Here is a 22,078-nt window from a genome sequence, read left to right as displayed (position 1 = left end):
GAGAGCGAAGCCAACATGTATACCCGGCAAGGGAGTTGGTCCGTTCAAAGCGCTGGTCGAAGCACTTCTCGAGCGCCTCGCGGGGCGCTTCTCGGGGCGCTTCTCGGGCGTGAATCTAACAGGCATTCCGGCATCATGTCTAGACCAACTTTGATCGCCGAGTGCGCACGATCGCTCGCGATGAGTGATGGGAATGTGGCCTGGGGCACAAGATCCTTGACAGTCGCCGGGCGGTTGCCGAAAGCTCGTTCATCATTGGTCTGGACCACGATGAATGGGCGGGGTCGATGTTCAAGCCGTCACATGCCTCCGCCATGGATGTGCTGTTTTCGCGAGGCGAACGCTGGTTCAGGGCAAGGCAGTTGCTGCTACGGCGTACCGCGCCCGGAGTGCCGATGCCTGCAGCCGGCAACGCGCTCGGTCTGCTCCCGCCGGGCCGCATCGTCAAGACGGTTGTCCTGGTGTACGGCGGCGGGGAGAACTGATGAACCGACAGCCTCCGGACGTGCGCCTGGCGTTGTGCGAGCTGTGGCAGGCGTTCGGTGGAATCGCCCTGCTGAGTCGATACGGCCCCGACGTGCCCTGGCCGCATTCGTCCTGGTCCCGCGACGCACATGGAGCGCTGACGCCCCGTCTGAGAGCGGTCGTTGCCCTGGCTCGACCGCGAGGGCGCATCCCCTCGTTCCTGACCGCGGGCGTCACTTCGCGCAGGGCGAGCGTCGCCGATGGGCTCGACGAAATGATGCGCACGCCGCCCGGACTCGTCCGCGATGAACTCGCGCGGGAGTACCCCCTGGCGTTCGCCGACCCTCTGATCGCCGCGCTGATCCGTGACCCGGAAGTGCAACTCAACTACCTGGCCGTTGAGTTCGCCAACTTCTGGCGGGCCGCGATCGAACCGCGCGGGGCCGGTCTTGCGCGTTCCCTGGAGGAGGAGATCCTCTTCCGCTCGCGCACCCTGGCGATGAGCGGGGGAGCGGCGCTCCTCCACGACCTCGGGCTCCCGTCCGAGCGCACGGGCGGAGCGGACCGCCTCACCGTTGTGCCGATGCTGTTTGCGGACGGCACCCACTGGTGGTCGGTCGCCGACGGCCGGACCGTGGTCTCCTTCGCGGCGAGGGGAGCGGGCCTCCTGCACCCCGGACCGAAGCGGGACGGCACCGCCCAGCCTCAACGCGCGGACCGTCTGGCGATCCTGCTGGGCAGGGGGCGTGCCTCCGTTGTCCGTGAGCTGGCCGTACCGATCACCACGTCCGCTCTCGCCGACCATCTGGGACTCGCCGCGAGCACGGTCTCCCAGCATCTGGCGGCTCTCGTCTCCGCCGGTGTGGTGCAACGCCACCGGGCCGGCACCCGCGTCCTTTACGAGCTGAATCGTGAGGGCGTGACGCTGACGGAGTGCCTCATGAATCAACAGCCGGCAGACGCCGTGGAGCTGACGCACGGACGCGGCATCCGATAGCGCAGTCTCCTCGGATCCCCGTATCGGATCAGAGCCGTTGGGCCGGCAGGAGCACGCCACCGTGCCACCGGGAGTGACAGCTGACGGACAGCCAATTCATGGAAAATGTGCGCCCTCTCCGGGCCGAGGCTCGATCATGGCCTGACCCGTCGTAGCACTTGCCGGCCAGAAGAGCGGTCCTGCGCCCCTTCACCAGGTCATACACCGGGAATCGCCCGGCGCCGTGGAGCGCAACTGCGACGATTCGGCATACGCCGAAAGGCTTGTTCCATGCCCTGCGGTCGACAAAAGTCTAGGTGGGAACTGCTCGACCGGAGGACCGCAAAGACGTGAGCAAGACACCTGGAACCGTCAACTTCCTGACATCCGAACTCGGCGCCGGTGAACGCGACGGTCGTGGAGCCCCGGCGGTGCGCACCCGCCGGCCCACGACGAAGGCGCGCGAACTCGACACCGTACTGACCTGACACGGCGCCTGCCGCGTGGTCGGCACAGTCGGAGCACTCGGCGTCTGTCCTCGGCCCCGCGGTCGTCGTAGCACTTTCCGTGTCGGCGTTGTGATCCCGGACAACGGGGCGGCACGACCGTCACACGCTGTGGTCCCGCCATCGCCTTGCGACGCGGTGCCACCCTCCCCATGACCTCCCACCCCTTCTGCGGAGTCGGACTCGTGAGGCCGGCGACGACCCGGCCCATGGACCGGGTAACCGAGCCACGTCAGTCACTTGGTCCGGGCGCGCTCCCCGCGTGATGTGCCCCGTACAAGTACCGCTGGGGGAGCGGTCGGTCCGCTTAGCCACTGAGAACTTGAGCCCTGGAGTGATTGCATGCCGACGCCTGACCGATATCTGCATCGAGCCCCTTCGGACCTCCCATATTTCAGCTCGGACGGTGAGGCGTATCTGGCGCAGACGCCGTTGAGGGACATCCGGAAGTCGCGAGCGCTCCGAGTGCTGTCCGAAGAGGACTTCGCCTTCTGGCAGACCTATGGCTACGTCATTGTCAAGGAAGCGATTCCCGCTGCTGCGGCGGAACGTCTGCTCGATTTCACCTGGGATTTCCAGGGGCTGGATCCGGCCCGGCCCGACAGCTGGTACGAGGACGAGCCGTTCCGGTCGGATCTGGACAGAGAACTGCATGTCTATGGATTCGTCGAGGCATACCACCACCAGCTCATATGGGACAGCCGCCAGGCGCAGCGAGTCTATGACGCGTTCGTCGACGTGTGGGACTGCGAAGAGTTATGGGTGACGCTGGACCGGCTCAATCTCAACCCGCCCAACATAAAGAACCGCGATCGCGCGCTCATCGCGCCCACGGACAAGGGTTTTGACATCGAGCTCCACTGGGATGTCGACACCACGCTCAGTGTTCTTCCGCAGCGGGTCCAGGGGATTATCGCGCTGAATGACACCCGGCCGGAGCTGGGTGGTTTCCAGTGCTCGCCCGAGTTGTTCCGTCAGTTCGACCGGTGGAAGGTCGCTCAGCCGGCGGACCGCGATCCGATCAGGCCGGACGTCGACCGGGCGGAGTTCCCCGTGGTCCGACCGGAGCTCAGGGCCGGCGACCTGCTGATCTGGAACGGTCTGCTCGCGCACGGCGTGGCACGCAACACCTCGGAGAACGGTGTCCGTGCGGTTCAGTACCTCTCCATGATGCCCGCCCTGGAGTCTCACGATGAGCTGAGGCAGTCCCGGGTCGAATCGTGGCGCCATCTCAGCACACCGGACTGGAACAAGACGCTGGTCGGCGACGCCACGAAGCATGAATCCCTCAGGTACGGCACTGCCGCACTGAGCGGCCTCGGCGAAAAGCTGCTGGGCCTCACATCCTGGAACGGGCAAGAACTCGAACGGTCAACCGGAGAATCGGCATGCGTAGAATCTGCCTGACCCTTCCCACGAACAGGGCATGCGCCGCAACGATATCGGCCATAGGTGAGGAAGCGGATTACGCGGCCGACCACTTCGATGTAGAGGTGCACCTGCTGATCCTGGACTCCTCCGACGCGCAGGCATTTTCTGAGCATGCCAGAGTCGTCAGCGAGTCGCACCGGGCACCGAATGTGATCGTGCATCATCTCGGCGAGGCGGAGCAGAGGGACTTTCTGCAGCGGCTGATCGAGCGTTCCGGCGTCATCAAGCCGGATCTGATGCTCGACCTCATGCTTCCGGCCGACATTTCCTACGGTGCCTGCACCAATCGCGCATTCCTGATCGGCAGCGCGCTCGGATGCCGGTCGATACATCGCAGGGACTCGGACAGCAACTATCAAGTTCTCAACGGTGAGCCTGTCTTTCCCATTCACCACGAGCTCACCTCACTCGGAAAATCCGCGATCGACGCAGCAAGCGGTGTGTCCGAGACCACGCTGGACCCGGAGCACGCACACAAGCCGGTGGTGATGGTGGGCAGCTCCTTCGTCGGTGAGCTGTCGGTGGACATCAGCGAGATCTCTCGGCTCGACCGAGACATCTACTGCGACGTCGTCAGCCTGTGGGCCCCTCGCCATTGGTCGGACGAGGAGAAGAGGGAACTGGTCGACGAGTCCTTCAGGGGGGCGGGCACCGACTCGTTCGTCCGGGATCACTCGACCCTGACCAATGTCGACCCCATGCGCGTGGACATGTGCAACATCAGTTTCCAGCGCGAGGTGTACGAGCGCGTACCGCTGCCGCCCGCGACCGACACCATCGGCAGCGACTACTTCCTCATGCATCTGGTGTACGACGGCACATTGCCCGGCGTCCTGCACAACCGCAACATCGTCAACTTCTACACGGCCGAACGTAGAACCGACGCCGGGTTCATGTCCTACCAATTGCGGTTGACGAAGTTCTTCCTGTCGATGCTCTACTTCAATTTCATCTACGACAGGATGGCGACGGCCGGTGCATCGCTGCTCGACGACCGGCATCGCGTCCGGCCGGCCACGGTCGTCGAACTCGTCAGGGAAAGCGCCCGGTTGGACCGGGACGAGAACGTACACCGGCTGAACGTCCTCGATCGTTCCTACCGAAAACTGGGCGGCAGATACGCCGAGTTCGCCGACATCCTGGCATCGCGCAGTCGGAGACTGCTCGAAGAAGCCCAGGAGGACATCGAGGACTTCGCTCTGCTGATCGAAGCGTGGGGCCCGCTGATGCAGGCGAGCAAGTCCACCAGCATCCACCAGCCGCGCCGGTAGCCGGACCCGGAACATCATCATGCACCTGAACGCACATATGCGCGCCGCCCTGGCTGCCGCCACCGAGGACCGGATCGTCTTCGATCTCGCAGGAATCGAAGCGCAATACGAATCACTGTTGCTGGAGCTGCCGGACATCTCCGTCCGTTTTGCCATGAAGGCCTGTCCTGTGGACGAGGTCCTTGCCTGTCTGGCGAAGAAGGGGTCCGGTTTCGACGCGGCAAGTCCCAATGAAATTGAGCAAGCCATCAGAACCGGCGTACCGATCGGCAAGATACATTACGGCAACACTATCAAGTCCGACCCGAATATCGTCGATGCGTATCGTCTGGGTGTCCGGGACTTTGCGACCGACAGCCTGGAAGACGTGGCGGCCATAGCGGCCCATGCTCCTGGTGCTCGTGTCTTCTGCAGGCTGGCGACCAGTGGTGACGGAGCACTCTGGGGTCTCAGCCGGAAATTCGGATGTTCGGGAACCGACGCGGTGCTCGTGATGGAGGCCGCGCGGTCGGCCGGCCTGACACCGTCCGGCCTGTCCGTTCATGTCGGCTCACAGCAAATGACATCCGAAGCCTGGCAGGACACCTTCGAATGCCTTGCCGAAGTGATCGCGGCCCTGAACCAGCGAGAGATCTTTCTGGACCACATCAATCTCGGTGGAGGTCTGCCCGCTCTCGGATATATCGACAACCGGGGCAGGCCGTTGGATCCTCCGGTGGACAAGATATTCGCCGTGATCCGAGAGGGCATACAGCAGCTCAGAACGGTGTCGGAATCCCCTCTGGACTTCCTCATGGAACCGGGGCGTCATCTGGTCGCCGACCATGGAGCAATCAGGGCACATGTGTCACGACTGTCATCCAGGCAACTCGTGGACGGTGAACGTCAGCACTGGCTGTACCTGAGCTGTGGAAAGTTCAACGGGCTTTATGAGATGGACCAGTTGCAGTACAGGATGCTGTTTCCCTCTCATATTGACGCGGAATACGTGCCGGCTGTTGTTGCCGGCCCTACTTGCGACAGCGACGACGCCTACACCCATGAGCACAATCTTGTTTCCGTGCCCAAATCGGCTGATTCAGGGGATCCGGTCTGGATACTCTCCTGCGGCGCCTATGCCACCAGCTATATGACGCAAGGGTTCAACGGCTTCAATCCACTTCCGTACACATGCGATGTCGACGAACCCCTGGAAGGGCTGGAGTAGATGGGGCGCGACGTGCGCATACGGCAGATCTCCGACGGCGACTGGGACGGCATCGCGGCGCTGGAAGCCGGTGTGTACACCGCCGACGGGCTGTCGGAAGGACGGGCCGCGCTGCAGTCCAGAGCTCACGCCTCGCCGGCCACATGCTTTGTGCTGGATTTCGAACAGCAGGTAGCGGGCTACCTGCTGGCACTGCCCTACCCGATGTTCGAGTATCCGGATCTGAACCGAATGGAGGACATCATTTTCCATTCGCGTAACCTGCATCTGCATGATCTCGTCATCGCCGAAGAATTTCGCGGAAGGGGCTTGGCGAAGCGTCTCCTGCGTCACTTCACCGCAACGGCCGGATCGAAGGGGTATGACGAGATCTCATTGATCGCCGTTTCAGGCAGCGATACCTTCTGGTCGGCCAACGGTTACAAAGCCCATCACGAGGTCGCACCCCCGAGGAATTACGGCACAGATGCGGTGTATATGTCCAGGTCGGTGCCAGACAGCCGCACCAGGAAAACGAACCTCGCCAATGAGCCATTGCACGGGACACCTCTGGAAGACGAAGTAGGCTGATTTCATATGTTTGGCGTTCGTGATCAATTCCGCCGAGCACAGCTGGCGATCGCAGCGTTGTTCTGTTTTCTTGGGTTTCAGTATGCCACCTGGGCATCGCGGCTCCCCGCACTCAAGGCACGGCTCGACCTGACAGAGGCGGAACTCGGCCTGTTGCTGATGGTCTGTGGTGCGGGCGCGGCAGCGTCGTTCCCCCTGGTGGCGATGCTGATGAAGCGGCTGGGATCCCGGCGCCTCGCCTTTCTCTCAGCCCTCTGTCTGAGCCTGCTCCTGCTTGCGCTGGCTGTGGCACCGAACTATCCGGTCGCTCTTGTGATCATTTGCTGTGACGGTGTCGCTGTCGGGAGCCTGAATGTCGCGATGAATGCGCAAGGGGCCGCTCTCGAAGTCAAATACCAGCGCACTGCCATGGCCAAACTGCATGCGACGTTCAGTGCCGGTTCCTTGTTCGCCGCACTTCTCGCGTCCGGTATGAACATGCTGACCCCGGCCGTTGCGGCACATTTCGGTGTGGCCACCGTCATTCTGTTGCTGCTGGTCGGACTCACTCGGTCGGGATTGCTGACGGAGGATCAGCAGGCTCCGAAGAAGAGCCGTCGCAAGTTGACCATGCCGTCTCGCGTGACGATATGGATGGGTTGCGCAATGGTGTTCGGCACGGTGACCGAAGGCGCCATGAACGACTGGTCCGCGCTCTATATGAAGGATGTCGTCAACGCGGCATCGGAACTGGCGCCCCTGGGCATCGCGGTCGTCTCGGTCATGATGGTGCTGGCCCGCATCTTCGCCGACGGCTGGCGCAGCCGCTGGGGCGACGGACGCATCGTCAGAGTGGGCAGCGCGGTGGCCGGTGCGGGGCTGGCGTTGGCCCTGCTGGTCGGCGGCGTGGTGCCGACGTTGATCGGGTTCGCCTGCGTCGGGCTGGGTGTCGCAGCTGTGACACCGTGCATCTATGTGGCCGCCGCAGGACAGGGCACGGACACACTGGCCCTGGTCGCCGCCATGGGAACAACGGGCTTGCTGGCGGGCCCCGCGGTGATCGGCTTCATAGCGAGCGCCAGCAGCCTGGTGTGGGGCATGGGTGCCGTTGCCGCCTCGGCCGTCCTCGTGTCCCTGTGTGCCACACAGATCCGTTGGCCGAGCCTCGACGAGACGAAACCCGATCCCTCGGTCCTGACGTGACAGTTGCCACACAGGTCCGGTTCGCCACGAGCTGGACCGGTGATGACCGTTCCTCGCCATGAGAACGTTGTCCGAAGCGCAGCCGGCGCGTCAGAAAATTCTTCAGTCTTTGGGCAGGGGCTTCAGAGACGATGCAATGGATGGATCAACAGCCGGTACGAGGGGGGAACATGATCGAGAAGATTCTGCCGTCCCAGGTGGCCGTGGCCGAGGCGCTCTCGGACCCGCCCGACGCTGCTCTCTTCCCCGGCGAGGAAGAGCTGATCCGTAAAGCCGTGGAGGGCCGGCGCAAGGAGTTCACCACCGCACGCTGGTGCGCCCGCCGCGCGCTCGGCGAGCTCGGTATCGCACCCGCCCCCATCCTGAAGGGCGAGCGCGGTGCGCCGATATGGCCGGGAGGAGTCGTCGGGAGCATGACTCACTGCGTCGGCTACCGAGCCGCCGCAATCGCCCGTCGGGCGGATGTGGTCACCGTCGGCATCGACGCCGAACCGCATGAGCCGTTGCCCGACGGGGTGCACGAGACCATCGCGCTCGCGACGGAACAGCAGCGCGAGCTCGATCTGCGCCGGGCGTCTCCCGAGATCCACTGGGACCGGCTGCTGTTCAGCGCGAAGGAGAGCGTCTACAAGGCGTGGTTCCCGCTCACCCACCGCTGGCTCGGCTTCGAAGAGGCCGACATCGTCCTCCATTCGAACGGCAGCTTCACCGCCGCTCTGCTGATCTCCGCCACGGGGCCGGATCCGGCCGCCGGGGCGACGGCAACCCCTACGGCTTTCAGTGGCCGATGGATGGTCGCGGACGGCCTCGTGGTGACCGCGATCGCCGTCGAGAACGCACCGAGCGCGCCCACCGGGTAGCGGGCGCCGCAAGGGGGCACCACGGCAAGGAAGCCCGATACGGCGAAGCGTCTGCTCACACCTCGTCCGACGTGCGGGTGCACCCGTACTCGAGTGGGTGCGCGCCAACCGTCGCGGCAGGGCGCCGAGTGGCTGCTGCCGGTGGTCAGGGAGACCTGGGACGGCCACTTCAACGACATCCATGGTTCGGCCGTGGAGTCCCGCCATGCGGCGGACGCGATCGAGGCGGCGGCCTCCGTCGGTGATCGTGGTCGTGGCGACCGACGCACCCCTGCTGCCGGTGCGGGCGAGGCCCGCCGGGTGACACCGGGCCTCGCCCGCACCGGCACCACCGGAAGCCACTTCTCCGGGGACCTCTTCCTGGTTGCAGCCGAGGGAGACAGGCGCGGGGCGTGGCGGTCACTGGTCTCGTACAGGTTCGTCGGCCATACTGCCCGCCGTGGAGCAGCGCATAGATCCGAAGACTCAGCCCGGGTACGCCGCAGGGACAGACCCGGCGTACATCCCTGGTCTCACGGCCCCCGCTACTGCCGGGAAGCCGGATACGAGCCAGGAACAGACGGACCAGGAACAGACGGACCAGGAAAGGACAGAGGAGCGGGCGCCCGGCGCCGTCGCCCCCGACGATGCCGTTGCGGAGGCCGTATCCGAGGATGCGGCAGCCGACGGGGAGGCAGCCGCCGAAGCCGCGGCTGACGACAAGGAGGCAGAGGACGGTCCGGTATTCGAGGTGAGCGACCGTCGTGGGTCGATCACCGCGGACCGTGACGGCGTCCGGTTCCGGCTGGACGACCAGGAGGCCGAGTTCCGCTGGGACGAGGTCGGTGCGGTTGAGGTGAAGACCCCTCGGCTCGGCCGCCGGTTCACCGTCACGGTCCATATGTCGACCCGTCGATGGTTCAACGCCGAGGTCGAGGCACCGGCCAGGCGCAACCTCAAGCAGTGGGCGGAAGAACTCGACGCGGTCCTGGACGTCTACTTCGAGGAGTCCTGACCACGGCGGTGTCGTCCGAGAGGCCGGGCCGGCGGCCGAAATGACCGCCGGCCCCCTCGCGACCGCAGGTATTGTCCCGCCCCCGACCCGCCGACCGCGTGGATGCCCGGCGGCGGATGACTCCTACCAGCCGTTGCCGAACCGGGTCATCGGCTCGATGAGTTCACGCTCCTCGTAGGCCAGATGCGAGACGAGAGCGTCGGCGAGCAGACCCAGCGCCGAGGGCAGCTCTTGAGCTCCCGCCTCGGCCCCGGCCCCGGTCCGATCCTCGTCGCTGCCCGCGACCCGGGCGACCTGGGCCCGGTCGATGCGCTCGATGACACCGTGAATGGCGTGGTGTTCCTCGACCAGCCGGTCCAGCACCGGGCCCAACCCCGGTCCGGAGCGTCTCAGATACGGGAAGAGATCCTGATCCTCTCGCTCATGATGTGCCGTCGCCAGCCGACAGTACGAGGCACAGTAGGCGCCCAGCCCCCATGAGTTCTGCCGCAGGCTCAACTCCTGCAGCTAGGAACGGGCCGCGCCCGGTGCCAGTGTCTCCCCGAGCACCTGATCCACGATCTCTCGCAACTGCTCCAGATCGGCGCGCAGTTGATCGTGAGCGGCGACAAGATCGCGCGCGGGCTCCTGCTGCTGTCACGTGTAGCGCCGCTCCGGTGGCACTGGAGGTCCGACGGGGCGGGTGGACTCGTCCCACACCTGTATTGCGCCCTGCCGCGTCGCGGGAGCGGGGGTGGGGCGGACGAGGAGCGGCCCGGCGCCGCGCACCGTTCCTCCGGCTCCGTCCGTCGACCGAGGGGCCTGTGGCGCTCTGTCCTGGGTGCGCCCCGCGGCGACCAGTTCGCGGACTGCCGGTGCCACCTCCGCGCCGAACACCAACAGTTGGTCGGGCGAGTGCGCGGGCAACAGGAAGGCGCTCGTGCCGTGTTCCAGAGCGAGGTCCGCCAACTGCTTGGCCCAGCCGTCGGGCGGCCCTTGGGGGAAGCTGCCGGGGGACAGGTTGTAGAGACGGCGTACGGCTGCGGGGGAGCGGCCCGCACCCTCCGCGGCCTCGTCCACGATCCGGTGGCCCGCCGCCAGCTGCCCCGGCGGTACATGCGGCACGCTCGGCAGCCAGCCGTCTCCGACGCGCCCGATCAGCCGCAGCATCCGCGGCCCCACCGCACCGACCCAGATGGCGATGTCATGCGCCGGTACGGGCCCCGGGGCCGCGCTGTACAGGCCGTAATGTCTGCCGTCCAGCCGTGCCTCGCGGCCCGGGCGCCACAGAGCACGCAGGACGTCGATCGCCTCGCGCGTCGCTCCGACCGCCTCGGCAGGGGTGCGCCTGGGCCCGCCCTCGGCGCCGATGAGGTCCCAGTACGCCCCCGCTCCCAGGCCGATCTCGACCCGTCCGCCGCTGAGCAGGTCCAGGCTCGCGGCACTGCGGGCCAGGGCGGCGGGCGGGCGCAGCGGCAGATTGGCGACGTTCGGGAACACCCGGACGCGAGTGGTGGCGGCGGCAACGACCGCGAGCGTCGTCCAGGCGTCCAGCAGACCCGGCCGATACGGATGGTCGGGCACGCTCACCAGTTCGAGTCCGCCCTGCTCGGCCGCGACCGCCAGCTCGATGACCTTCTGCGGGCGGTCGGCCGGAGGCATCAGGATGGCGCCGAAGAGCAGGTCATGTCCGTAGTCCGTCATAGGGAGATGCTCCTCGGATCAGCCGGTTGCCGAGTTGCCGGGCGCCTGACCCGTGCTCGGCCTGCGGGGTTCGGCGCCGGGTGCGGGGACGGGTGCCGGTTGGGGCAGTGGTCCGGCTCCGGGCACGGGTTCAGGTGCCGCCCTGCGTAGACCGCCGGGGCCGGCGAGCGAGGCCAAGGTGGCCACGCCCAGCGCGATCGCGGACATGGTGAACGCCGTCGTGTAGCCGGACTCCGCGGGCACCCGGGTGCCGGTGATCACGTGGGATGCCACGACGGTGGCCGCTATCTGCGCTCCGAGCGAACCGCCGATGGTCCGCATGATCGTGTTGATTCCGGTCGCCTCTCCGGTCTGCCGCGGGTCGACAGCACTCACCACGAGGTTGGCGAGCGCGGCGAAGGCGAAGCCGACACCGATCCCGAGGACCGCGGACCCGACGTACATCGTCCATTCCGTGTCATGTGCCACGGCGTAGATGACAAAGCCCGTCAGGCCGATCAGGCACGCCAGCACGAGCGGCAGCTTCCAGCCGAGGGCCGCGCCGAGCCGTCCCGCCACCGGACTGGCGAACAGCATCGTCACTGCCATGGGCACCATGAACAGGCCCGACTCGGTAACGGATGCGCCGAATCCGTACCCCACTTTCGAGGGCGTCTGGGCCAGCAACGGAACCAGGGTGAACGCGCCGTACATGCCGAAGCCGATGATCAGGGCTGCGACATGCGAGGTGGCGACCGCAGGGCGGCGCAACAGCTCCATGTCGATCAGTGGTTCCTGGAGACGGCCCTCCACGACGGCGAAGACGCCGAGGAGAACCACCGCTGCCGCGAACAGACCGATCACGCCTGTCGAGGCCCAACCCCATGACTTTCCCTGGCTGATGGCCACCAGCAGCGCGACGATGCCACCGCTGAGCAGGACCACGCCCAGCCAGTCGATCCGGCCGGGGGAGCGCGTGGGCGACTCCTCGATGAACACTGCCACGGCGGCGATGCCCACCAGGATCACGATCAGCCCGAGCCAGAACACCCAGTGCCAGCCGAGCGCGTCGATGATCGGTCCGGGGATCACGAGTCCGACGCCGAATCCGATCCCGAAGGTGGAACTGATCATCCCGATCGCGACCGGCACCCGCTCACGCGGGAACTGGTCCCGCACAATGCCGAAGGCGAGCGGGAAGGCGGCGGAGCCCACGCCCTGCACGGCACGGGATGTGATCAGCATGCCCATCGACGTGGACAGGGCGGCGAGCAGTGTCCCGATGGCGAAGACCACCAGGCTGGCGAGCAGAACTCTGCGTTTGCCGAACATGTCGCCGACCCGGCCGAGCAGCGCGGTGGCCACGGAAGCGGTCAGCAGAAAGGCGCTCAGCACCCACGAAATAGTCGTCGTGGAGGTGTGGAACTCCCGCTGGAGGTCGGGCAGCGCCGGCACGACCATCGTCTGCATGAGGGAGAAGGAAAGCACCGCGACGAGCAGAGCCGCGAACGGCGCCGCGGTGGAGCGCGCCCCCGCGGATGCCTGCGCGGGCGCAGACGCGGGGCAGGGGGCCGTTTTTCGGCGGGTCATGAGGCGGTCCTCCCGGGAGCGGTCCTCCCGGGAGCGGTCCTCCCGGAAGTGGGCAGCACGGCACGGCGGACGGGGGCATACCCCGCCGGATTTAATGTCATAAGGGAATCGTTACACAGTGACATCGTTACGTCCAGGGTGAAAAATCGCTATGCTGGCGCCATGAACGAAGCCGAGAAGTGTCGCCCCGACGGGCCCAACGGACCCGAGGGATCCGATGGCCCGGCTGACGGCGAGGCGCTGCGTCCGCCGAGCCTGCTCGCCCTCCCCACCTATCTCGTGAGCCATGTCGCGCGGATCGGACACGACGCGCTGGTCTCGGGCATCGCCGAACACGGCCTGCGGCTCCCGCACTTCGCCGCGCTCACCGCGCTGGCGGACTTCGGCCCGCTGCCCCAGCACGAACTGGCCGACCGGCTCGGTCTCAACCGCAGCCACCTCGTCGGCTATCTCGACACCATTGAGAAGCGGGGTCTGGTGCGCCGCGACCGCGACCCGGCCGACCGTCGCAGGCAGGTCGTCGCGCTCACGCCGAAGGGGGAGCGGCTCCAGCGGATACTTCAGGAAGTCGCCGAGCGCTCGCAGGAGACATTCCTCGCCGACCTGTCCACGGCCGAACGGGCAGTGCTGGCCGCACTGTTGCGCAGGGTGCTGGTATCGGACGACCGAGCGAGCGCCGCAGCGGACGTCTGACGCTCAAGCACCGTCACACGCGCCGCAGCAGACGCCCGACGCGCCCAGGTGCCGTCAGGCGCCGCCCCCACGCGCGCCGCGAAGCGCGTCGAGTATGTGGGGCCAGGCTGCCGCCCCAAGTGCCGCGTCCGCCGCGGGTGAACCTCCGTACAGGAAGTGCGCGGAGGCGGGAGCCGGGCCCTCGCCCGGAAGCCGCGGGCGGTGACCTGCGTCGGGGCTGCTGATCACCCGTACGGGCAGGCCGGCCGCCCTGCGACGGGCGGCCAGTTCCTCGGCGTAGGGCAGCGAAGGCCACATCGCGTCGTCCCCGCCGGCCACAAGCACGAATTCGGCGGTGGACTTCTCCACCGCGATCGTCGCCGCGTCGACGCGGTCGGCGAACGTCTGCCGGCTGTGCTCGTACCAGCCACGGACGGCGACGGGATCGCCCTCCGGCTGTGCGGGCGTCGGTGCCCAGGAGTCGTCATAGGGGACGAACGGCAGCGGCTCGCCCCGCCAGGTCCAGGAAGACCGGCAGGGCCGGGTCCGTCCATCCTGGCCGGGGCCGACGTTCGCCCAGGTCATGGGTGTGGGGGAGACCGCCACCACCGCATCGATAGCGGGCAGCAGCGCGGACAGGTGCAGGGCGGCTTCCGCCCCCTTGGACACGCCCAGGACGCCGATCCGCCGGGCGCCGCCCGCGCGGAGCACCTCGATCGCGGACCCGAACGTCTCCAGCGGGACTTCACAGATGCCGGGCGGCTGCCCGACCCCGCCGAACCAGCGGATCGACAAGGCCGTCATGCCCTCCCGGGCCAGGATCCGGCACCGCTCGTCCTCGATGCGCCCACTGGACCCGGAGAGGACGAGCACCCCGATATCGCCGCCACGTACGCGGCCGCGCGCGGGCATGGCCAGAAACCCCTCGCGAACGCCCGGATGAGGGACTTCGTGAGGGGTTCCGTGGGCAGCCTCACGAGCGCCCCTGCCCGGACCGTTGAACGTGCGCTCGACGATGTCCATCGGTCGGTCAGGCGTCCGCGAGCACCACCGAGCGGGTCAGGTGGCGCGGGCTGTCCGGGTCCAGACCGCGGGCGGCGGCGCGGGCGATCGCCAGGCGCTGGACGCGTACCAGCTCGGCCAGCGGGTCCAGGCCGCTCTCCACCCAGCGGGCGCCGGTCGCGAGCACCTGCTCCGCAAGCCCCTCGGGGGCGGTGCCGAACATCCAGGTCGCGGTGCCGGTGGTGGCGATGCTGATGGGACCGTGGCGGTACTCCATCGCGGGGTACGCCTCCGTCCAGGACAGCGACGCCTCCTTCATCTTGAGTGCGGCCTCGTTGGCGAGACCCGCCGTCCAGCCACGGCCGAGGAAGGTGAACTGGGTGCAGTCCAGCAGGCCTTCGGGCAGCGGCTCGGCCAGTGCGGTCTCCGCGTCGCGGACCACGGCGTCGGTGTGCAGACCGAGGTGGGCGCGGAGCAGCGTGAGCAGGGTGGTGGCGAACCGGGTCTGCACGACGGACTGCTCGTCGGCGAAGTCGAGCACGACAACCTCGTCGGCGGACGTCATGACCGGGGTGTCCGGGTCGGCGGTGATGGCCACTGTGCGGGTGACACCACGAAGCCGGTTGAGCAGTTCCAGTACCTCGGTCGTCGTCCCCGAGCGGGTGAGGGCGACGACCCGGTCGTAGCCGCGGCCGAAGGGGAACTCCGAAGCGGCGAAGGCGTCGGACTCGCCCTGCCCGGACTCCTCGCGGAGCGCGGCGTAAGCCTGAGCCATGTAGAAGGAGGTGCCGCAGCCGACGACCGCGATGCGCTCACCGGTGGCGGGCAGAGCGGCCGCCTGCGTCTGGGCCAGCTCGGCGGCGCGGCGCCAGCACTCCGGCTGACTGGCTGTCTCGATCTCGACAAATGACACTCTTGCACTCCGTACTCGTAGTGTGATGCTCGTTTGCGCACGCTATACGCGATGTACGAGCATTATCAAGCATTCTGCTTGCAGGAGGCTTGACTGGGCGGAGCCTTGTGCGACGCTTGCGCGTGTCCGGTGACCGTACCCAAGGGGATGGGTGCCCGAAGCCCGGGCTCGTAAGGAGAGTTCTCTTGTCCAGGGATGCCCGGTGGAACGCGCTGCTGGAACTTGTCGGTAAGAACGGCCGGGTGGAGGTCGAGGACGCCGCCGCGACGCTGGATGTCTCGGCCGCGACCATCCGCCGTGACCTGGACCAGCTCGCCGAGCAGCAACTGCTCACGCGTACCCGCGGTGGCGCGGTCGCGCACGGTGTCAGTTACGAACTGGCCCTGCGCTACAAGACCGGCCGCCACGCCCCGGAGAAGCAGGCCATCGGCCGCGCCGTCTCCGAACTGGTGGCGGTCGGCGAAGTGGTGGGACTGACCGGCGGTACGACACTGACCGAGGTGGCCCGTTCGCTGGCGGTGCGCCCCGATGTCGTCGGTGACACCGCGGCAGGTATGAGCGGTCAGCCGACCCTGACCGTTGTCACCAACGCCCTCAACATCGCCAACGAGCTGGTCATCCGGCCGCAGATCAAGATCGTGGTGACCGGCGGAGTGGCCAGGCCGCAGTCGTACGAGCTGACGGGCCCGCTGGCCAGTGGGGTGTTGGGCGAAATCACGCTGGATGTCGCCGTGCTGGGCGTCAACGCGATCGACACCGAGCGCGGTGCATACGTACACCACGAGGGTGAGGCCAGCATCAACCGGCTGCTTGCCGAGCAGGCGCAGCGGGTGGTCGTGGCGGCCGATTCCTCGAAGATCGGCAAGCGGGCCTTCGCCCGGGTCTGCGATCTCGGACAGGTCGATTTCCTGGTCACCGACAAGGGGATCACGCCCGAGGCGACCGCCCGCTTCACGGAGGCCGGCGTCACCGTCATCGCCGTCTGAACCGTCTGAACCGTCTGAGCCGTCTGGACCATCTGGACCACCATCCGAACCGTCTGAACCAGTTGTCCGAACGGCGGGTCGCCACCATGGGGTGGCGACCCGCCGTTTCCGTGTCTGCCTGACCGAATCCGGGTGCGGCCGCGCGGGAGGGCGCATGGATGGCGTATGGACGGCACCCCCGGGCCATGCTTGAGAATGTCGGCAGGAGCGATCTTGAACGCATGATCAAGCACGATCGAGCAACGGAGACCGACTCAGGGCTTGCCCGCGAGGCTTCCTGACGGTCTCTTCGTGCCGGTGCCATGCCGCTTCTGTGTCCTTTTCGGGTCTTGGGTAACTCCAGAGGGGTGCTCATGGGGTCCACGTAGAAACTTTTTCTGTGTCAATAGATGTTCGTTACCTCTGCGAAATGAACAAGTCTTGCCATCTGGGTGCACCGTCGTGAACTATGTGCCTGTTGCCGCGAAGGAGCGCAGGCCGCACCCATGGTGGTGCGGGCCGACTCCGTGGATGCGGGACACTCCCTTGCTCCATCAGCCCTGGAGGTGCCTGTGACGATGGCAGATGCGCCGGTCTCGGCCGTGCGGTCGCCTGTGCCGCAGCCCCGTGATCCCGACGACGCGGATCGCTCCGCCGGGAAGAAGCGCAAAGACATACGAACAAAGCAGCCGCTCCGGCACCGCCTCAAGCGGGACAGGGCACTTCTGCTGTTGTGCCTGCCGGGTGTGCTGTACTTCGCGCTCTTCTTCTACCTGCCGCTCGCAGGCAACGTCATCGCCTTCCAGGACTACCAGCCGTTCCTGGGCTTCAAGCAGAGCCCGTTCGTCGGCCTCGCGAACTTCACCGCGCTGCTCGGCGAACCGGACTTCTGGAGCGCGGTCTCCAACACCCTGCAGATCACCGCGATCCAGCTGCTGCTCTACTTCCCCGCACCGATCGCCCTGGCGCTGCTGCTCAACTCACTCATCAGCGAGAAGATCAAGCGGTTCATCCAGACCGTCGTGTACCTCCCACACTTCCTGTCCTGGGTCGTCGTGGTCGCGATGTTCAAGCAGGTGCTCGGCGGCGCGGGTTCAGTCACCACACTCCTGATGGAGCACGGGGTCAGCATCGGCAATGTGATGACGGACCCCGGCACCTTCAAGCTGCTGATCACCGCCCAGGCCATCTGGAAGGACTGCGGCTGGGGGACGATCATCTTCCTGGCGTCCATCGCCTCGATCGACATGGCCCAGTACGAGTCCGCCGCCATGGACGGAGCCGGCTGGCTCCGCAGGATCTGGCACATCACCCTGCCGGGCATCCGGCCGGTGATCCTCATGCTGCTGATCCTCCGGCTCGGCGACATCCTCTCGGTCGGCTTCGAACAGATCATTCTGCAGCGCGACGCCGTCGGCCCGGACGCCTCCGAAGTCATGGACACATACGTCTACTTCCACGGCGTCATCGACGGCGACTGGGGGATGAGCACGGCCGCCGGCCTCATGAAGGGCGTCATCGGATTCGCCCTCATCCTCGCCGCCAACAAGCTGGCCCACCGCTTCGGTGAGCAGGGAGTGTACCGATGAGCCAGCAGACCCTTGCGTCACGGCTGCGAACCGCCCGCTTCGGCCCCCGTGGCGTCGAGCGCCGCCGCGCCTCGTCCGGCCGCCCGCCGTGGATGGAGCGGCCCCACTGGTACGGGCAGGGTGCGAAGGCAGCCGCCCTGGTCGCCCTGACCGTGATCGTGCTCTACCCGTTCGTCCTCGCCATCGGCACCAGCCTCGCCGGACGCGAGGAGCTCAACGCCAACGGCGGCTACGTCCTGCTGCCCAAGCACCCGACGCTTGAGGCGTACCGGGTCATCCTCTCCGGCGGAGTCGTCACCCAGGCGGCCGTGGTCTCCATCTTCATCACGCTGATCGGCACCGCGCTGAGCCTGGCGTGCACGGTGATGATCGCGTACGGCACCTCGCGGCCGGGCACCGTTCTCGGCAAGCCGATCCTGCTGCTGGTACTGGGCACCTTCCTCTTCGCCCCGGGCATCATCCCCACGTACCTGGCCGTCCAGCAGTTCAAGATGCTCGACACCTACGCCGCGCTGATCCTTCCCGTACTGCTCAACGCGTTCAACATCGTGGTCGTGCGCTCGTTCTTCCAGAGCATTCCCGAGGAGCTGTACGACGCCGCGCGGATCGACGGCGCGGGTGAGGTGACCGTCCTCTTCCGGATCGTCCTCCCGCTCTCCAAGGCGGTCCTCGCCGTGGTCGGCCTCTTCTACGCGGTCGGCTACTGGAACAGCTTCTTCAACGCGGTGCTCTACCTCAACGACTCCAGCAAGTTCCCCATCCAGGTGATCCTGCGCAGCTACGTCCTCAACGGCCAGAGCATCAACGCGCAGGCCATGGGCGTTCACGCGGTGCCGCCCGCGACCTCCTTGCAGATGGCCGTGCTGATCATCGCCATCGTGCCCATCTTCTGCGTCTATCCCTTCCTGCAGAAGTTCTTCGTCAAGGGCGTCCTCACCGGGGCGATCAAGGGCTGATCCGCCCGCCCGGACATCGCCCCACGCACTTCACACACTTCAAGGAGCACCCATGTCCACCAACTTGTCCAGGCGCGGTTTCATGGGCGCGGCGGGGATCGCCGGCCTGACCGCGGCCGGTCTGACCTCCCTGACCGCGTGCGGCAGCGGCGCCACCATCAGCAAGGGCGGAGCCAAGGCGTCCGCCAAGCTGAAGCTCCCGACGTACGTCGCCGCGCAGACCGCCCCCGCGGACCTCGCGGGGAACGCGGCCGGGCTGGACGCCACGTATCTGCGCTACCCGAAGAAGCTGACCAGGTCCGTGGCCAAGGCGCCCGGCGACGGCAGCCGGATCACGGCCCTCACCGAGACGTTCACCACGCCCGCCCCGCCGCAGGGCAAGAACGGCTACTGGCAGGAGCTGAACAAGCGTCTCGGGGCGCAGTTCGACATGACGATCGTCGTCGACCAGGGCGTCGACGCCTACCTCACCAAGTTCAACGCCATGATGGCCAGCGGTGACATCCCCGACCTGGTCTGGTTCCCCCCGAACCAGGGCATCCAGCGGGTGCCCGAGCTGCTGGACGCCAAGTTCCACGACCTCACGCCGCACCTGTCCGGCGACGCGGTCAAGCAGTACCCCAACCTGGCGAACCTGCCGACCACCGCGTGGAAGACCGCCGTGATCAACGGCAAGATCCGCGGCGTCACCGTCGCCTACGGCTCCATGGGCCAGGTCTACGTCGTCAACCAGGACTTCTGGAAGCCGGTCGGCGGCGCCGAGTTCACCAGCGCCGAGGACTTCCTCGCCAAGGGCAAGGAGCTCCTCGACGCCAAGCGCAACAAGTACGTTCTGGAGCCGGCGTACGTGAACCACGTCGGCATGTTCGGCCAGTGGTTCGGCGCACCCAGCAGCTGGCGGCTGGAGGGTGGCAAGCTCACCCACATGTACGAGACCGAGGAGTACCAGGAGGCCCTGGCGTTCGGCGTCAAGGTGGCCAAGGCCGGTCTCTTCTGGCCCGACCCCAACCTCTCCACCACCATGGAGAAGATGGCGCAGGGCACGCTGGGCGCCTATGTGCAGTCCTTCCCCAGTTTCCTGGTGGACGTCAAGAACTACGACTTCCCGTTCGGCGTCATCGTGCCGTTCGCTGCCGAGCCCGGCGCGAACCCGCGGTACACCATGGGCTACGGCTCCGTCGGCTACACCGCCATCAGCAAGAAGGCCGACGACAAGCGGGTCAAGATGCTGCTGGGCGTGCTGGACTACCTGGCGGCTCCCTTCGGCACCGAGGAGCGGCTCTTCCTCGACAGCGGCATCGAGGGCAAGCACTTCACCCACGCGTCGAACGGTGACATCGAGCTCACGCCGAAGGGGACCGCGGAGGCGGTCACCACCGCCATGCCGCTCGCCTTCCTGGCCGCCGGCCCCGAGTACATCTACCTGCCGGGCAAGGCGGAGCTGGCAGGCCGGATCCACGGCTGGCAGCAGGAGCTCCTCAAGATCAACCAGACGAACCCGACGAGCGGCCACTTCTCCGACACGTCCACCAGCAAGAGCGCCTCCCTCACCACCGCCATGAGCGACTGCCAGAAGGACATCGTCGCGGGCCGCAAGCCGATCTCCGCCTACAAGGAGGAGCTGCGCAAGTGGCGCTCCGGCGGCGGCGACAAGATGCGCGCCGAGTTCGAGGCCTCGCTCGCCGGCAAGTAGCCTCCGCCGCACCACCCGTACGGACACGCCCGCACCACCCGTACAGACACGCCCGCACCACCAGTACAGACAGAAGGGACCACCGTGTCAGACCTGCGACTCGGCGTCATCGGGCTCGGCCTGCGCCGTTCCATCGCGATGTCCGCCCACCACCCCGGACAGGGTTCGGCGATCACCGCCGTCTGCGACCTCGACCCCGAGGTGCGCCGGCGTGAGGCCGAGCGCTTCGGCACCGATGTCGCGGTCGAGGACTACAAGCTGCTCCTCGACCGGGACGACCTCGACGCGATCATCATCGCCACGCCGGACGACACCCACGAGACCATCGCCATCGATGCGCTCCGGGCCGGCAAGGCCGTCTTCGTCGAGAAGCCGCTCGGCATCACCGTCGAGAGCTGCGACAACGTCCTGCGTGCCGCGTACGAGACCGGGACCAGGCTGTACGTCGGACACAACATGCGCCACATGGGTGTCGTGCGGCTGATGCGCGACATCATCGCCCGCGGCGACATCGGCGAGCCCAAGGCCGTGTGGGTGCGGCACTTCGTCGGCTACGGCGGTGACTACTACTTCAAGGACTGGCACGCCGACCGGACCCGTACCACCGGCCTGCTGCTCCAGAAGGCCGCCCATGACATCGACGTCCTGCACTGGCTGGCCGGTGGCTACACCCGCCGTGTCAACGCGCTCGGCGACCTCCTCGTCTACGGCGACCTGCCACGCCGCGAGCCGGACACCCCGCGCCCGGCGAACTGGCTGCGCGAGTTCGACTGGCCGCCGACGGCCCGCAAGGACCTGCACCACATCGTGGACGTCGAGGACGTCTCGGTGATGAACATGCAGCTCGACAACGGCGTCGTGGCCGCCTACCAGCAGTGCCACTTCACCCCGGACTACTGGCGGAACTACACCGTCATCGGCACCGAGGGCCGTCTGGAGAACTTCGGTGACAGCCCCGGTGACGAGGTCAAGGTCTGGAACACCGGCCCCAGCGGATACCGCAGCGACGCCGACATCACCTACCGGGTGCCGGAGGCCGGCGGTTCGCACGGCGGCGGGGACACCCGGATCATGGAGGAGTTCTGCCGGTTCGTGCGCGACGGGGGCGTCACCGACACCTCGCCGGTCGCCGCCCGGATGAGCGTCGCCGCCGGTGTGCTCGCGACCCGCTCCCTGCGCGAGGGCGGTGCACCGTACGACGTACCGGCCCTCGACCCGGAGCTGATCGCGTACTTCGAACGTGGTCAGGTCCGTTAGGGAACCGGCGCGAGACGTTTCGACGACCTCCGGTGACACCGCTGTCCGGCGCCGTCACCGGAGGCCTTGGTACAGCTATTTTCAGCCATGCTCGGTGGGTAGTCGACTCATTCCGGTTTGGCGACGGCTCAATGGGGGTCGGCCGCGACGCGTGTCCCTGTCGGGTGAATTGTGGGTGATCATCCAGAAGGTGCCGTATGGGGGTGCGGGGCGCCGGTCTCGTAGGGTCACCGAGCCGTCGGCATCGGCGGGTATGAGCGGCGATTTTGCGCCAATGGGATCTCATGGTGGCCGAGTTCGAACGCGTGGCCGGATTG

General features: G+C 66.9%; 20 protein-coding genes and 1 pseudogene. 16 read left to right on the top strand and 5 right to left on the bottom strand.

Annotation, left to right across the window (positions count from 1 at the left end):
* The first annotated feature begins 484 nt into the window (after positions 1 to 484).
* The 10 genes and pseudogenes from ACGFU7_RS27335 to ACGFU7_RS27290 all read left to right on the top strand — a co-directional run bounded on the left by ACGFU7_RS27335 (position 485) and on the right by ACGFU7_RS27290 (position 9,462).
* Positions 485 to 1,462, top strand: coding sequence for an ArsR/SmtB family transcription factor (locus tag ACGFU7_RS27335; RefSeq protein ID WP_393699070.1), 978 nt, complete (start codon positions 485 to 487; stop codon positions 1,460 to 1,462).
* A 329-nt stretch (positions 1,463 to 1,791) separates the two neighbouring features.
* Positions 1,792 to 1,929, top strand: a complete 138-nt coding sequence (locus ACGFU7_RS27330) for a hypothetical protein (RefSeq protein ID WP_393699068.1) — start codon at positions 1,792 to 1,794, stop codon at positions 1,927 to 1,929.
* A 360-nt stretch (positions 1,930 to 2,289) separates the two neighbouring features.
* Entirely contained in the window at positions 2,290 to 3,354 is a 1,065-nt protein-coding gene (locus ACGFU7_RS27325; protein ID WP_393699067.1) for a phytanoyl-CoA dioxygenase family protein, read from the top strand.
* Entirely contained in the window at positions 3,336 to 4,649 is a 1,314-nt protein-coding gene (locus tag ACGFU7_RS27320; RefSeq protein WP_393699065.1) for a DUF6271 family protein, read from the top strand. The genes ACGFU7_RS27325 and ACGFU7_RS27320 overlap by 19 nt, the downstream gene beginning before the upstream one ends.
* Positions 4,650 to 4,668: 19 nt before the next feature.
* Positions 4,669 to 5,856, top strand: coding sequence for a type III PLP-dependent enzyme (locus ACGFU7_RS27315; protein WP_393699064.1), 1,188 nt, complete (start codon positions 4,669 to 4,671; stop codon positions 5,854 to 5,856).
* Positions 5,857 to 6,426, top strand: a complete 570-nt coding sequence (locus ACGFU7_RS27310) for a GNAT family N-acetyltransferase (RefSeq protein WP_393699062.1) — start codon at positions 5,857 to 5,859, stop codon at positions 6,424 to 6,426. It abuts the gene before it with no gap.
* Positions 6,427 to 6,432: 6 nt separating this feature from the next.
* Positions 6,433 to 7,608 (top strand): MFS transporter, encoded by a 1,176-nt coding sequence (locus tag ACGFU7_RS27305; RefSeq protein WP_393699061.1) that lies wholly within the window; start codon positions 6,433 to 6,435, stop codon positions 7,606 to 7,608.
* A gap of 170 nt (positions 7,609 to 7,778) precedes the next feature.
* Positions 7,779 to 8,468 carry a 4'-phosphopantetheinyl transferase gene (locus tag ACGFU7_RS27300; RefSeq protein WP_393699059.1) on the top strand — a complete coding sequence of 230 codons (690 nt, stop codon included), beginning with the start codon at positions 7,779 to 7,781 and terminating at the stop codon, positions 8,466 to 8,468.
* A 93-nt stretch (positions 8,469 to 8,561) separates the two neighbouring features.
* Positions 8,562 to 8,648 (top strand): annotated as a pseudogene (locus ACGFU7_RS27295) (hypothetical protein); the annotation flags it as partial.
* A gap of 259 nt (positions 8,649 to 8,907) precedes the next feature.
* A complete protein-coding gene (locus ACGFU7_RS27290) occupies positions 8,908 to 9,462 on the top strand; it encodes a hypothetical protein (RefSeq protein WP_393699057.1) in 555 nt (184 codons plus the stop codon).
* 123 nt (positions 9,463 to 9,585) lie between these two features.
* Here ACGFU7_RS27290 and ACGFU7_RS27285 read toward each other — a convergent pair whose 3' ends face one another.
* From ACGFU7_RS27285 to ACGFU7_RS27275, 3 genes are all read right to left on the bottom strand, one after another.
* Positions 9,586 to 9,960 (bottom strand): hemerythrin domain-containing protein, encoded by a 375-nt coding sequence (locus tag ACGFU7_RS27285; RefSeq protein ID WP_393699055.1) that lies wholly within the window; start codon positions 9,958 to 9,960, stop codon positions 9,586 to 9,588.
* A 138-nt stretch (positions 9,961 to 10,098) separates the two neighbouring features.
* Entirely contained in the window at positions 10,099 to 11,145 is a 1,047-nt protein-coding gene (locus tag ACGFU7_RS27280; protein ID WP_393699053.1) for an LLM class flavin-dependent oxidoreductase, read from the bottom strand.
* Between the two features lie 18 nt (positions 11,146 to 11,163).
* Positions 11,164 to 12,714, bottom strand: coding sequence for an MFS transporter (locus ACGFU7_RS27275; protein WP_393699052.1), 1,551 nt, complete (start codon positions 12,712 to 12,714; stop codon positions 11,164 to 11,166).
* Positions 12,715 to 12,876: 162 nt separating this feature from the next.
* Here ACGFU7_RS27275 and ACGFU7_RS27270 point away from each other — a divergent pair, with 162 nt between their 5' ends.
* Positions 12,877 to 13,407 carry a MarR family winged helix-turn-helix transcriptional regulator gene (locus ACGFU7_RS27270; RefSeq protein WP_393699050.1) on the top strand — a complete coding sequence of 177 codons (531 nt, stop codon included), beginning with the start codon at positions 12,877 to 12,879 and terminating at the stop codon, positions 13,405 to 13,407.
* Positions 13,408 to 13,461: 54 nt separating this feature from the next.
* Here ACGFU7_RS27270 and ACGFU7_RS27265 read toward each other — a convergent pair whose 3' ends face one another.
* Together ACGFU7_RS27265 and ACGFU7_RS27260 are read right to left on the bottom strand one after the other, a co-directional pair.
* Complete coding sequence (locus tag ACGFU7_RS27265; RefSeq protein ID WP_393699048.1) at positions 13,462 to 14,298, bottom strand: acyl-CoA thioester hydrolase/BAAT C-terminal domain-containing protein; 837 nt, start codon at positions 14,296 to 14,298, stop codon at positions 13,462 to 13,464.
* 118 nt (positions 14,299 to 14,416) lie between these two features.
* Positions 14,417 to 15,301: an SIS domain-containing protein gene (locus tag ACGFU7_RS27260; protein ID WP_393699047.1), complete on the bottom strand. Its 885-nt coding sequence runs from the start codon at positions 15,299 to 15,301 to the stop codon at positions 14,417 to 14,419.
* Positions 15,302 to 15,486: 185 nt separating this feature from the next.
* On the opposite strand from ACGFU7_RS27260, the gene ACGFU7_RS27255 reads away from it, so the two are divergent.
* The 5 genes from ACGFU7_RS27255 to ACGFU7_RS27235 all read left to right on the top strand — a co-directional run bounded on the left by ACGFU7_RS27255 (position 15,487) and on the right by ACGFU7_RS27235 (position 21,761).
* On the top strand, positions 15,487 to 16,287 hold the full coding sequence (locus ACGFU7_RS27255; protein ID WP_393699046.1) for a DeoR/GlpR family DNA-binding transcription regulator: 801 nt from the start codon (positions 15,487 to 15,489) through the stop codon (positions 16,285 to 16,287).
* Positions 16,288 to 16,844: 557 nt separating this feature from the next.
* Positions 16,845 to 17,855, top strand: a complete 1,011-nt coding sequence (locus ACGFU7_RS27250; protein WP_393699044.1) for an ABC transporter permease — start codon at positions 16,845 to 16,847, stop codon at positions 17,853 to 17,855.
* Positions 17,852 to 18,811: a carbohydrate ABC transporter permease gene (locus ACGFU7_RS27245; RefSeq protein ID WP_393699042.1), complete on the top strand. Its 960-nt coding sequence runs from the start codon at positions 17,852 to 17,854 to the stop codon at positions 18,809 to 18,811. Before ACGFU7_RS27250 ends, ACGFU7_RS27245 begins: the two co-directional genes overlap by 4 nt.
* 52 nt (positions 18,812 to 18,863) lie before the next feature.
* Positions 18,864 to 20,504 (top strand): hypothetical protein, encoded by a 1,641-nt coding sequence (locus ACGFU7_RS27240; RefSeq protein WP_393699040.1) that lies wholly within the window; start codon positions 18,864 to 18,866, stop codon positions 20,502 to 20,504.
* Positions 20,505 to 20,588: 84 nt separating this feature from the next.
* A complete protein-coding gene (locus ACGFU7_RS27235) occupies positions 20,589 to 21,761 on the top strand; it encodes a Gfo/Idh/MocA family protein (RefSeq protein WP_393699038.1) in 1,173 nt (390 codons plus the stop codon).
* Positions 21,762 to 22,078: the final 317 nt, after the last annotated feature.

It is taken from the genome of Streptomyces sp. NPDC048473, assembly GCF_043200155.1.
GTDB lineage: Bacteria > Actinomycetota > Actinomycetes > Streptomycetales > Streptomycetaceae > Streptomyces.
This window is presented reverse-complemented; position numbering and strand designations above follow the sequence as displayed.